Annotated in this window: 10 protein-coding genes; 1 reads left to right on the top strand and 9 read right to left on the bottom strand. The window is 63.8% G+C overall.

Annotated elements, in window-relative coordinates; all coding sequences use genetic code 11:
• Positions 1-42 precede the first annotated feature (42 nt).
• Complete coding sequence (locus tag EN818_RS02750; protein ID WP_095807370.1) at positions 43-1,110, top strand: BMP family ABC transporter substrate-binding protein; 1,068 nt, start codon at positions 43-45, stop codon at positions 1,108-1,110.
• 67 nt (positions 1,111-1,177) lie between these two features.
• Here EN818_RS02750 and rimO read toward each other — a convergent pair whose 3' ends face one another.
• The 9 genes from rimO to EN818_RS02705 all read right to left on the bottom strand — a co-directional run bounded on the left by rimO (position 1,178) and on the right by EN818_RS02705 (position 12,028).
• Entirely contained in the window at positions 1,178-2,491 is a 1,314-nt protein-coding gene (rimO, locus tag EN818_RS02745; protein WP_129552766.1) for a 30S ribosomal protein S12 methylthiotransferase RimO, read from the bottom strand.
• Between the two features lie 122 nt (positions 2,492-2,613).
• Positions 2,614-3,276, bottom strand: coding sequence for a TerC family protein (locus EN818_RS02740; RefSeq protein WP_095807499.1), 663 nt, complete (start codon positions 3,274-3,276; stop codon positions 2,614-2,616).
• Between the two features lie 272 nt (positions 3,277-3,548).
• Positions 3,549-3,956, bottom strand: a complete 408-nt coding sequence (locus EN818_RS02735; RefSeq protein ID WP_165349833.1) for a DUF930 domain-containing protein — start codon at positions 3,954-3,956, stop codon at positions 3,549-3,551.
• A 219-nt stretch (positions 3,957-4,175) separates the two neighbouring features.
• Positions 4,176-4,511, bottom strand: coding sequence for a hypothetical protein (locus EN818_RS02730; RefSeq protein WP_095807372.1), 336 nt, complete (start codon positions 4,509-4,511; stop codon positions 4,176-4,178).
• Positions 4,512-4,633: 122 nt separating this feature from the next.
• The gene (locus EN818_RS02725; RefSeq protein WP_095807501.1) at positions 4,634-5,446 is read right to left on the bottom strand and encodes an NAD(P)-dependent oxidoreductase; all 813 of its coding nucleotides are present in this window, start codon (positions 5,444-5,446) and stop codon (positions 4,634-4,636) included.
• A 3-nt stretch (positions 5,447-5,449) separates the two neighbouring features.
• The gene (locus EN818_RS02720) at positions 5,450-6,652 is read right to left on the bottom strand and encodes a pyridoxal phosphate-dependent aminotransferase (RefSeq protein WP_095807373.1); all 1,203 of its coding nucleotides are present in this window, start codon (positions 6,650-6,652) and stop codon (positions 5,450-5,452) included.
• The gene (locus tag EN818_RS02715) at positions 6,652-8,268 is read right to left on the bottom strand and encodes a hydantoinase B/oxoprolinase family protein (RefSeq protein WP_095807374.1); all 1,617 of its coding nucleotides are present in this window, start codon (positions 8,266-8,268) and stop codon (positions 6,652-6,654) included. The genes EN818_RS02720 and EN818_RS02715 overlap by 1 nt, the downstream gene beginning before the upstream one ends.
• The gene (locus EN818_RS02710; protein WP_135903943.1) at positions 8,265-10,361 is read right to left on the bottom strand and encodes a hydantoinase/oxoprolinase family protein; all 2,097 of its coding nucleotides are present in this window, start codon (positions 10,359-10,361) and stop codon (positions 8,265-8,267) included. Before EN818_RS02710 ends, EN818_RS02715 begins: the two co-directional genes overlap by 4 nt.
• Entirely contained in the window at positions 10,358-12,028 is a 1,671-nt protein-coding gene (locus EN818_RS02705) for a thiamine pyrophosphate-binding protein (protein WP_095807376.1), read from the bottom strand. Before EN818_RS02705 ends, EN818_RS02710 begins: the two co-directional genes overlap by 4 nt.
• Between the last annotated feature and the right edge of the window lie 29 nt (positions 12,029-12,057).

Below are 12,057 nucleotides of genomic sequence, written 5' to 3'. Positions count from 1 at the left end.
AAAGACGGGAAGCTCCAAGGCATAACTCAGAGAGGTAACACTATGAAAAAACTGCTTATTGCGTTGATGACCACGGCGGCGGCGCTGTCGCTGGCGGCGACCGCCCAGGCGGCCGACAAGCTTAAAGCCTGCTGGGTCTATACGGGTCCGATCGGCGACTTCGGCTATTCCTACCAGCACGACCAGGGCCGCCTCGAGGTCGAGAAGGCGCTCGGCGACAAGGTCGAAACCGCTTACCTTGAAAACGTCTCGGAAGGCCCCGACGCCGACCGCGCCTTCGAGCGCCTAGCGCGCGAGAAGTGCAAGATCATCTTTGGTACGTCGTTCGGCTTCATGGACGCCGAGGTGAAGGTCGCGAAGAAGTTCCCCAAGGTGATGTTCGAGCATGCCACCGGCTACAAGACCGGCAAGAATCTCGGCATCTACAATGCCCGCTTCTATGAAGGCCGCTATGTTCTCGGCCAGATCGCGGCCAAGCAATCGAAGAAAGGCCTCGCCGGCTACATCGTATCCTTTCCGATCCCGGAGGTGGTGATGGGCATCAACTCCTTCATCCTCGGGGCGCAGTCGATCAATCCCGACTTCAAGGTCAAGATCGTGTGGGTCAACTCCTGGTTCGATCCGGGTAAGGAAGCCGACGCCGCCAAGGCCCTGTTCGACCAGGGCGCCGACATCATCGTCCAGCACACCGACTCGACCGCCGCCCTGCAGGTCGCGGAAGAGCGCAAGCTGCATGGCTTCGGCCAGTCGTCCGACATGATCAAGTTTGCGCCGAACGCGCAGCTGACCTCGCTCACCGACGAGTGGGGGCCGTATTATATCAGCCGTGTGCAGGCAGCGCTCGACGGCACCTGGAAGCCGGATAATGTCTGGCTGGGCATCAAGGACGGGGCCGTGAAGCTCGCCCCCTTCACCAACATGCCGGATGACGTCAAGGCGATGGCCGAGGCGACCGAGAAGAAGATCGCCGGCGGCTGGAATCCCTTCACCGGTCCGGTGTCCAAGCAGGACGGCTCGCCCTGGCTGAAAGACGGCGAGGTCGCCGACGACGGCACGCTGCTCGGCATGAACTTCTACGTCAAGGGCATCGACGACAAGCTGCCGCAGTAAGCAGTAGCGTCCTCAAAACGAAAGGGCGCCCACGCGGCGCCCTTTTTCATTGGCAGGATCTTGGGCCTCAAACCGCCGAGCCGTAGAGATCGTAGGCGTCGGCGCGGTCCACTTTCACCGTGACGATGTCGCCGGCGCGCAACGGCCGCCGCGACTGGATGTGCACGGAGCCGTCGATCTCGGGCGCATCATATTTGGTGCGGCCCTTGGCCGATGTGCCATGCGCCTCATCGATCAGCACCGGCAGGCGCTTGCCGACCTTCTTGGCGAGCTGCGTTGCCGAGATCTTCTGCTGGCGCTGCATGAACCGGTGCCAGCGCGCCTCCTTGATCTCCTGCGGCACCTGCTCGAGGCCGAGGTCGTTGGAGCGCGCGCCCTTGACCGGCTCGTATTTGAAGCAGCCGGCGCGATCGATCTTCGCTTCGTCCAGCCAGTCGAGCAGCATCTGGAAGTCGTCCTCGGTCTCGCCGGGGAAACCGACGATGAAGGTGGAGCGGATAGCAAGGTCGGGGCAGATCTCGCGCCAGCCGCGGATGCGCTCCAGCGTCTTTTCGCCATGGGCAGGACGGCGCATGTTCTTAAGCACCTGCGGCGAGGCGTGCTGGAAGGGGATGTCGAGATAGGGAAGTATCTTGCCTTCCGCCATCAGCGGAATGACGTCTGCGACATGCGGGTAGGGATACACATAGTGCATGCGTATCCAGATGCCGAGCTTGCCGAGTTCTTCGGCGAGATCGAGGAATTTCGCCCGAACCTCTCGCTCGCCGAACAGGCTCGTCTGATACTTGATGTCGATGCCGTAGGCGCTGGTGTCCTGCGAGATGACGAGGATTTCCTTGACCCCGGCCTTGGCGAGCTTCTCCGCTTCGCGCAGCACGTCGGCGGCCGGTCGCGAGACGAGATCGCCGCGCAGCGCCGGGATGATGCAGAAGGTGCAGCGGTTGTTGCAGCCTTCCGAGATCTTCAGATACGCGTAGTGCCGCGGCGTGAGCTTCACGCCCTGTGGGGGCAGCAGATCAACATAAGGGTCGTGGCTGGGCGGAGCCGCCTCGTGCACGGCCGCCATCACGCTCTCATAGGCCTGGGGACCCGTGATCGCCAGTACATTGGGATGTCTCTCGCGGATCACCTCCGGCTCGGCGCCGAGACAACCGGTCACGATGACGCGGCCGTTTTCCGACAGCGCGGAACCGATGGCGTTGAGCGACTCGTCGCGCGCGGAATCGAGGAAACCGCAGGTGTTGACGACGACGAGGTCGGCGCCATCATGCTTGCGCGCGATTTCGTAGCCTTCGGCGCGCAGGCGCGTGATGATGCGCTCGGAATCGACGAGGGCCTTCGGGCATCCAAGGCTGACGAAACTGACGCGAGGGGCAGACATAATCTATTCCAGGCTTTTCGGGATCGGCGGCGCCATACCACACTAATTGCGGCATTGGTATGGTCCGGCCTTTGCTGCGGCAAAACGCAGTGCAAGAGCCGGCACATCGAGGTCCGGCGGCGTCAGCTCACCGCGTTGTTGACGTGGGGCCAGACTTCCATCGCACCCCTGTAGACCATGTCGAGCGCAACATAGAGGATGATCAGCAGGCCGATATAGGCGATCCAGCGGTACCGGTGCAGCAGCCTGGCGATGAAGCTGGCGGCCAGGCCCATCAAGGCGATCGACAGAACCAGACCGATGACCAGCACCGGAAAATGGTCGCGTGCCGCACCCGCGACCGCGAGCACATTGTCCAGCGACATCGACACGTCGGCGACGACGATCTGCAATGCCGCCTGGCCGAGCGTCTTGCGCGGCGCCTTTCCGGCCACAGCCTTGTCACCGCTGAAATCCGAATTGGAGAGCGCCTCCGTCGCCTCTTCTTCGTCGGCATGGGAGGTGCGAAGCTCGCGATACATCTTCCAGCAAACCCAAAGCAGCAGGATGCCGCCGGCCAGCAGCAGGCCGACAATAGCGAGCAGCTTGACGGTGACGGCCGCGAACGCGATGCGCAGGATGGTCGCTGCCACCACGCCGATGAGGATTGCCTTCTTGCGCTGTACGGCAGGCAGCCCGGCGGCCGCCAATCCGATGACGATTGCATTGTCGCCGGCAAGCACGAGATCGATGGCAATGACCTGAAGCAGGGCGGTCAGGCTTGCGGCGCTCAAAAACATGTCCATCGGCTGGATTGCCCTTTGCTGTTCGCCGAGCGTGATCGGCGAATGTCCGACGTCACAGCAGTTCAGCATTCGATAGAACGCAGACCCGCTCTAAGTCTTTGTTTTCACGCAATTCCGGGGCGGAAAACCGCTGCGTAATTTTCCTGAATTGCTCTACGTGTATGGTTTTCGTACGTCAAGAGAACCAGCAGGAACAAGCGCTTGCCGCTTGTCTTGTTCCACTGGAATTCAAATGCCGCCGCAGTCGTTAAGGTGCCGCCCGCGCCGCATTGTCAATCGTAGAGATTGTATTTCGCCCAGTCGGTTTCCGGGATCTCGTCGCCGATCTTGTAGCGGAGCTGCAGCACCTGCATGTGGTCGGGCGCGGTCTGGCACTTGAACTTCAAACGGTACCATTGCCCCTTGCTGCGAAAGGCAGCGCCCGGGCTTTTTATCGCATCGGGGCTCATTTGCGGCGTGGCGAAGGCATAAGCCACCACGCGGTCGGCCTTGTATTGGTGGTCGTCGTGGCTGATCCGGTCGAGCACTTCGGCATCGCAACGCTGCTCGAGACGCGTCTCCGGATCGAGTTTCAGCAAGCCGGCGCGCAACGCGTTGTCCATCGCCTTGGCCGGCCAGGCCAGTGCCAGCGGCGCCAGAACCATCAGGCAGAGCTTTTTCATGGTCGCGACAAGCAGCATAGTTTGTCCGAGAAATCAACCAAGGGCGACGCTCGTGCGGCGCTATCACTCGGTTCAAGCGTTCTCGGGTCAGCGGCGCCCTCCGCAGGCCGCGCCAGCTCGCTCGGCTGCCCGACATCTCGGTCAGCGTGAGCGAAAAACCAGGCTCCGCGGCTAAGGAGCAATTCCAGGAAAATGCGTAGCGGTATTCCGTCCGCACCACGCTTTAAGCGCGGCGGGTCATTCCAGAATGTTCTCTCCGGCATCCGGGTCAACTGCGCCGTCGCCGTCGCCAGCTGTATCCGACACCTGCTCGTCGCCTGAATCGGTGGGTGCAAGCACGGTAACGTCCATTCTCGCGATCCGTGATGCTGCTCGTCCTTGCGCACCGGGCTCGCTGTCGCCGGCCTCCAAGACAGAGGCTTTGGCGAGATGACCGACGCTTTCGGCGCTCTTGCCGGGAAATTCTGCTTCGGACGGCGCTTCAGGTCTGCTCGTGCGATGCACCATGCCCGTGTTGTGCTGGTTGCCAATGGGAGAGGTCATGGCTTTGCTCCAGTGGATGACGCAGGCCATTTACCACTGGAGGCTGGTGCCAGCCTTGTGACTGGGATTGAGCTCGGCTTCTGGATGCCAAGTGTTTCTGGCGCCTCCGGAGCCGCTTGCATCATCGATTGGGCGATGACCCGCTGTGGTGGTCATTCGCCTTTATCGTCGGGATGCCCGAGTTCGCAGAACCATCCACCAAGGTATTTCACGGACGGCTTGGTCGGATCGGGGATCGGCGTCTTGGCTTCGACGGCGGCGCGGTACGGCTCCGAACTGTCCTGCGGGACGAAACCGAGGTGGTCTGCGCCGCTGTTGTCGACCATCTTCAACTTGTTGTTGGAAATGCCGAAGGAGATCGTGTGGCCGACGCGTGGCGCCGTCAGCGATGCCTCGACCAGGCGCACGCAGTCGGCGAAGGAGAGGTAGGACCACAACATGCGGCGGTCGGCGGGTTCGGGGAAGGAGGAGAAGATGCGCAGGCACACCGTCTCGATGCCGAACTTGTCCCAGTAGAGCCGGCTGAGGCTTTCGACGAAATTCTTCGACACGCCATAGAGGCTGTCGGGGCGCACCGGCGCATCGACGCCGATATGGGTCTCGATCTCGTGATAGCCGATGGCATGCACCGAGGATGCATAGATGACGCGCTTGACGCCGTGTTTCCGCGCGCCTTCGTAGATGTGGTAGGAGCCGCGGATGCTGGAATCGAGGATGGTCTGCCACTCGCATTCGAGCGGCGCGCCGCCGAAATGCACGATGGCGTCGCAATCCTTGGTCGCCGCGATCGTCGCATCCATGTCGGCGAGATCGAAGACCGCTTCCTCCTCGTGGGGCGCGAGATCACCGAATGGTTCGCGCCCGGCCAGGCGGATGGTCTTTGCCAGCGGCACCAGCCCCTTCCTCAACTGAGAGCCGAGCCGTCCGGCGGCGCCGGTGATCAGGATACGTTCGTAATGCGGCATCATTTACTCCACTAGCGCGACGGCGGCTTTGATCCGCGAGATCGCCTCAGTCAACACTTCTTCGCTGGTCGCTGTCGAAATACGAAAATACGGCGACAATCCGTAGGCGACGCCGGGCACCGACGCCACTCGCCCTTCGTTCAGAAGATAATTTGCCACAGCCGCATCGTCTTCCAGCACCGCGCCCTTGGGCGTCTTGCGGCCGATCAGGCTGGCGCAGCCGATATAGGCGTAGAAGGCGCCTTCCGGCGGTGACAGCGTCAGTCCGTTAATCTTCCTGATACCGTCCACGACGAGGTCGCGGCGCGCCTCGAAGGCCTGCCGGAAGCGAGCCACCTCGTCCTGCGGCCCGTCGAGCGCCGCGACCGTCGCCGCCTGCGCGATCGAGCAAACGGAAGTGCAGGACTGGCTTTGGACCGTCGACATCGCCTTGACGAGCGGCGCCGGGCCAGCCGCGTAGCCGACGCGCCAGCCGGTCATCGCGTAAGACTTCGACACGCCGTTGACGATCAGTGTGCGCTCCTTGAGCTCGGGGCAAGCCTTCCCGAAGGAAACGAACTCGCGCCCGTCGAAGAGGATGTGCTCGTAGATCTCGTCGGCGAGGACGAGAACATGCGGGTGTTTCGCCAGCACTGTTCCCAGCGCTTCGAGTTCGGGTTGCGAATAGACCGCGCCGGACGGGTTGCCAGGCATGTTGAGGAAAAGCCACTTCGTCCTTGGCGTGATCGCCTGCTCCAGCAGGGCCGGCGTCAGCCGGAAGCCCGTTGTCTCCGGACACTCGACGACCGCCGGTCTGCCTCCGAGCAGCTTCACCATCTCGGGATAGGAGACGAAGTAAGGCGCCGGCAGGATTGCCTCGTCGCCGGTTTCCAGCGTCGCCATCAGCGCATTGAAGATGATCTGCTTGGCGCCGTTGGCCACCACGATGTCGTCGGCCTTGTAGTCCAGACCATTCTCGCGCCGGAACTTGCCGGCGATCGCCTCGCGCACCTCGGCCGTGCCCGCGGCGGCCGTGTAGAGCGTCTGCCCGGCCTTCGCAGCGAAATGCGCGGCGTCGATGATGTGGAGAGGCGTCGGGAAATCGGGCTCGCCCAGCCCGAGGTCGATCACGTCCACCCCCTTGGCGCGCAGCGCCTTAGCGGCCTGCGAGGCCGCCATCGAAGCCGATGGCTTCACCACCGACAGCCGCGAGGCAACATAGCTCATCAGTCTTTCTCCGTGATGTAACCCTTGGACCGGTCATTGGCTCGCGAGGTGGCGCTGCGCCTGGCTGGATCGCCATAGCCGCCACCGCCCGGGAGTTCGAGGATCAGCCTGCGCCCGGCCGGCACGTGCTGCCAGCCCTTCGGCCGCATCTTTGTCCCGTCATCGAGCTTGACCACGCCCGCGACACCAGGCTTGCCGCCATTGCGCCCGTGGGCCGGATGATTGACGCGGTCGAACATGGCCGAGAAGTCGAATTCATGGCCGTCGGTCGCGGCGATCTCGATGACCTGCCCAAGGCCGCCGCGGAATTCACCATCGCCGCCCGAGTTCGGACGCAGCTCCTTGCGCCAGATCACGATCGGGCCGGTATGTTCCGTCGCCTCGATCGGCATCGTATGGACCCCGGAAGGGAAAGCCGTCGCCGACAGCCCATCGAGCTCTGGACGGGCGCCCATGCCGCCGGAGTTGAACATCAGCACTTCGGCGCGCCGGCCGGATCCCCCGGCAACCGGACGTGCCGAGATATGGATGTTCCAAAGCGCGCCCGCACCTTCGGCGAGGATTTTTCCCGGCAGCGCCTTGGAGAAAGCGCCCAGGACCAGATCGGGCACCATGTGGCCGAAGATATGCCTGAGCGCCACCGGCGCCGGCCGCACGGCGTTCAGGATGTTGACCGGCGACGATACGGTGAAGAAGGCAAGCGAGGCGGCATTGTTGGGAATGTCGGGCGCCACCATGCATTTCAGCGCATAACATGCATAGGCCTTGCTGTAGATGATCGGGCAGTTGATGCCCCAGCGGCTCATCGGATCGGTGCCGGTGAAGTCGACCTCGACATGGTCGTCACGGACCGAGACCGTGGCTGCGAGCTTGACCGGCTCGTCATAGCCGTCGGTCACCAGCTCGTTCGACCAGCTTCCCTTGGGCAGCGCCTTAATGCGTTCGAGCATGGCGTCGCGCGTGCGCGAGAAGATGAAATCGCCGAGCCCGTCGAGCGAGGTCAGGCCGATCTCCTTCATCATGTCGACGAGCCGGCGATGGCCGACTTCGTTGCAGGCGGCAAGCGAATAGAAGTCGCCGACGACCTGGTTCGGCTCGCGGACATTGGCGCGCAGGATCCGGACAAGGTCGAGATTGACCTTGCCCTTTTCCGCGAACTTCATGATCGGGATCTGGATGCCTTCCTCATAGACCGACTTGCCGTCGGCGCCGAAGCCGCGTCCGCCGACATCGACGACATGCGCCGTGCAGGCGAAGAAGGCGACGAGCTCGCCGTTCAGGAACGACGGCGACACCATGGTGATATCGTGGAGATGGCCCGTGCCCAGCCAGGGGTCGTTGGTGACGTAGGTGTCGCCCTCGAACATGTTTTCGCGCGGGATCTCGTTCATGAAATGCAGCACGGCTTCGGCCATGGTGTTGACGTGACCGGGCGTGCCGGTAACCGCCTGCGCCAGCATCTGGCCGCGCGGGTCGAACACGCCGGCAGACAGGTCCCCGGATTCGCGCACCGAGGTCGAGAAGGCGGTGCGCAGCAGAGTGAGCGCCTGCTCCTCGACCACCGAGATCAACCGGTTCCACATGACCTGCATGCGGATTTCGCCAATATCGCTCATGCCTGGCTGCCTTTGCGGATCAGAAGGATTGCGCCGTCGCTCTGGATGACGGCGTCGAAGCTGGTTGTGACGACGGTCGATGTCTCACGCTCGACGATGACCGCCGGGCCCGCGACGCGATCGCCGGCGCAGAGCATCTCACGTTCGATGATTCCATAGTTCTGCGGCGACCCGGTTGCCGGATCGAAGACCGCGCGCATCGTTGTCGGCTGGCTGGCCTTGTTGCCGGTCGTGAGTTCGTGCCTCGCAACGGCGGGCCGAACGTCCGTCGCCTTGACCGACCAGGTGACGATTTCGATCTCCAGCCCGTCGAGCCCTTCGATGGCGCGGCCGAAGAAGCGCTGGTAGCTGGTCTCGAACAGTTCCTTGAGCTTTGCCGCGGCATCGTCGCCGAACGGCTCGTCCGCCAGCGGCACGGGAATTTCCCAGCCCTGGCCGGCGTAGCGCATGAACGCGGTAATCTCGCAGATGATCCTACCGCTGGCGCCTGTCCGCACGAAACCCTCAGCCGAGGCTTTGAGGTCGGCGAGCAGGGCATTGACCTCGGCCGGTTTGAACCGTGACAGGCGCGTCAGCTTCGACGCCAGCGCCTCGTAGCCGAACGGTGCCTTGAGGAAGCCGATCGCCGATCCGACACCGGCGCCTCTCGGCACGATGCACTGATCGATGCCGAGCTTTTCGCACAGCCTTGCCGCGTGCAGCGGCGCCGCGCCGCCAAAGGCGATCATCAGATTGTCGGAAATGTTCTTGCCGTTTTCGACCGCGTGGACGCGGGCGGCGTTGGCCATGTTCTCGTCCACCACCTCGCAGATGCCGAAGGCGGTCGACATCGCGTTGAGCGACAGGCGCTCGCCGACATCGCGCATGATCGCCTGCTCGGATGCCGCCGCATCGAGCTTGATCGCGCCGCCGGCGAAATTGTCGGGATCGAGCTTGCCGAGCACCAGGTCGGCGTCGGTGATCGCCGGGCGCTTGCCGCCGCGGCCGTAGCAGGCCGGTCCTGGTTCCGAGCCGGCGCTCTCTGGCCCGGTCTGGATGCGGCCCATGGCGTCGACCCAGGCAATGGAACCGCCGCCGGCGCCGATCTCGATCATCTCGATCACCGGAATGGAGATCGGCATGCCCGAGCCTTTCGAGAAGCGGTAGGTGCGCGCCACTTCGAATGTCCTCGCCGTGCGCGGCGCATAGTCCTCGATCAGGCAGATCTTGGCAGTGGTTCCGCCCATGTCGTAGGACACGACCTTCTCAAGACCAAAGCGCCTGGCGATGTCTGCGGCGAAGATCGCCCCGCCCGCCGGGCCGGATTCGACCAGCCGCACCGGGAATTCCGAAGCAGTCTCCACCGAGATCAGGCCGCCGCCGGAATGGATCATGAAGACCGGGCATTCGGCGCCCATGTCCTTCAGTCGTGTCTGCAGGCGGGCGAGGTAGTCGGCCATCTGCGGCCGCACATAGGCGTTGGCGCAGACTGTGTTGAAGCGCTCGAACTCGCGCATCTGCGGCGAGACTTCCGAGCTGATCGAGATCGGGATGCTGAGCTTCTTAGCGAGGATCTCGCGAGCCCGGCTCTCGTGAGCAGGGTTTGCATAGGCGTGGATGAAGCCGATCGCCACCGAGCCGAAACCGCCGGCCGCTATGCGCTCGGCGATATGCTCCAGGGCTGCTTCATCGAGGGGCTGCAACTCCTGGCCCTCGGCGCCGATCCGGCCCTTGACAGTGAAGCGGTCCTCGCGCGGGATCTGCGGCGTCGGCAGTTGCAGGTTGAGATCATACTGTTCGAAGCGGTTTTCCGTTCGCATCTCGATCACGTCGCGGAAGCCTTCCGTCGTGACCAGCGCGGTCTTGGCGCCGCGCCGCTCGATCAGCGCATTGGTGGCGAGCGTCGTGCCGTGGATGATAATGCCGATCTCGGCTGCCGAGATGCCGGCATCGCGAGTGACGATGGCGATACCATCGAGGATCGCCTGCTCCGGCGCCGAATAGTTGGTCAGCACTTTGGTCGAGAACAGTGTGCCCCTGACATCGAGGGCGATGTCGGTAAAGGTGCCGCCGATGTCCGCGCCGAGACGGATGTCGTCAGTTGTGGAGGTCATGCCTTGGCCTTCTGGGAAGCGAGCGCGGCGTCGCGCATCTGGGAGAGGGTCTGCCGGGGCGTGAGCGCTTCGGGCGAGATGGCGATGTCGAGCACCGCGCCTCTTTCGGACTTGAGCGCCCGCTCGAACGCCGCGGCGAAATCTTGCGTCGCCTCGACGCGCTCGGCGTGGAAGCCGTAAGCTTTGGCCAGCGTCACGAAATCCGGATTTTCGAGCGAGGTTCCGCAGACGCGGGCGGGATAGTTGCGCTCCTGATGCGCCCGGATCGTGCCGTAGATACCGTTGTTGATGATCAGCACGATCGGCTGCGAGCCAGCCTGCATGGCGGTGCCGAGTTCCTGGCAATTCATCTGGAAATCGCCGTCGCCGGCGAAGCAGACGACCGTGCGCTCAGGATGGGCCACCTTGGCGGCGATCGCCGCCGGCAGGCCGTAGCCCATCGCGCCGGACTGCGGTGCAAGCAGCCGCGCCTGCGGCCCGAACTTGAAGAACTTGTTCGGCCAGACGGTGAAGTTGCCGGCGCCGTTGGTGAGGATGACGTCGGCCGGCAAGGTCTCGCGCAGCCAGGCGCTGACCGCGACCATGTCGACCGGACCAGGTTGGACTGGCGCGGCGAACGTGCCTTCATAGGCCTTGCGTGCCCGCGCGCGCCAGTCGGCCCAGGTGCCCTTGACCGGGGACAGCGCATTGGCGAAGGCGTTCGGCCCGGCATGGATACCGATTGCGGGCACATAGATCTTGCCGATCTCGCGGTCCGAGCCGTGGACATGGATCAGCTTCTGACGCGGCACGGGCACTTCCAGCAGCGTGTAGCCGTCCGTCGTCATCTCGCCGAAACGGACATTGACGGCCAGGATCACATCGGCCTCGCGGACTAGGTTTCTTACATGCGGCGCCATGCCGACGCCGGCCTCGCCGACGAAGACCGGCGAGTTGTTGTCGAACTGGTCCTGGTAGCGGAAGGCGGCGACAACGGGAATATCGGAGGACTCGGCGAAGCTCTGGAGCGCCGCGCGCCCAGCCGCCGTCCAGTTGGCGCCTCCCATCAGCAGCACCGGCTTCTCGGCCGCTGCCAGCACCTGGAGCGCCGCGGCAATCGCATCCGGTGCCGGAGCGGCTTCGAAAATTGACGCCGGACCGCTGAGCGGCGCGGCGTCGGTCATCGTTGTAAGCATGTCTTCCGGCAGCGCGACCACGACGGGTCCGGGCCGTCCCGTCAAGGCGGTGGTCCAGGCCCGCGCCACGATCTCGGGAAGGCGCGCGACGTCATCGATCTCGACCGCCCATTTGGCGACGGTTCCGTACACTGCGCGGTAGTCGATCTCCTGAAAGGCTTCACGGCCTTTCATGTCGGTGCCGACCTGGCCGACGAACAGGATCATCGGCGAACTGTCCTGCATGGCCGTGTGCACGCCGATGCTAGCATTGGTCACGCCCGGACCGCGGGTGACGAAGCAGATGCCAGGCGAGCCGGTCAGCTTGCCATAGGCCGAAGCCATGAACGCTGCGCCGCCTTCGTTGCGGCAGAGCACGTAGTCCAGCTTTCCATGGGTGTCGTGCAGCGCGTCGAGTACGGCGAGATAGCTTTCGCCGGGAACGCCGAAGCTCTTGGTCGCGCCCAAGGCGATCAGGCACTCGACGAGAAGGTGACCGCCATTGCGGACCATGCTTCGACATCCTCTCAAGCTGGCGGCAG

The organism is Mesorhizobium sp. M3A.F.Ca.ET.175.01.1.1 (assembly GCF_004791945.1).
Taxonomy (GTDB): domain Bacteria; phylum Pseudomonadota; class Alphaproteobacteria; order Rhizobiales; family Rhizobiaceae; genus Mesorhizobium.
Note: the sequence above shows the minus strand (reverse complement) of the source record. Positions and strands in the feature narration are given on the sequence as shown.

Excerpts from the sequence above, each read along its gene's own strand:
- EN818_RS02750 (WP_095807370.1), top strand. The coding sequence starts at position 43 with ATGAAAAAACTGCTTATTGCGTTGATGACCACGGCGGCGGCGCTGTCG.
- rimO (WP_129552766.1), bottom strand. The coding sequence starts at position 2,491 with ATGTCTGCCCCTCGCGTCAGTTTCGTCAGCCTTGGATGCCCGAAGGCC.
- EN818_RS02740 (WP_095807499.1), bottom strand. The coding sequence starts at position 3,276 with ATGGACATGTTTTTGAGCGCCGCAAGCCTGACCGCCCTGCTTCAGGTC.
- EN818_RS02735 (WP_165349833.1), bottom strand. The coding sequence starts at position 3,956 with ATGCTGCTTGTCGCGACCATGAAAAAGCTCTGCCTGATGGTTCTGGCG.
- EN818_RS02730 (WP_095807372.1), bottom strand. The coding sequence starts at position 4,511 with ATGGCCTGCGTCATCCACTGGAGCAAAGCCATGACCTCTCCCATTGGC.
- EN818_RS02725 (WP_095807501.1), bottom strand. The coding sequence starts at position 5,446 with ATGCCGCATTACGAACGTATCCTGATCACCGGCGCCGCCGGACGGCTC.
- EN818_RS02720 (WP_095807373.1), bottom strand. The coding sequence starts at position 6,652 with ATGAGCTATGTTGCCTCGCGGCTGTCGGTGGTGAAGCCATCGGCTTCG.
- EN818_RS02715 (WP_095807374.1), bottom strand. The coding sequence starts at position 8,268 with ATGAGCGATATTGGCGAAATCCGCATGCAGGTCATGTGGAACCGGTTG.
- EN818_RS02710 (WP_135903943.1), bottom strand. The coding sequence starts at position 10,361 with ATGACCTCCACAACTGACGACATCCGTCTCGGCGCGGACATCGGCGGC.
- EN818_RS02705 (WP_095807376.1), bottom strand. The coding sequence starts at position 12,028 with ATGGTCCGCAATGGCGGTCACCTTCTCGTCGAGTGCCTGATCGCCTTG.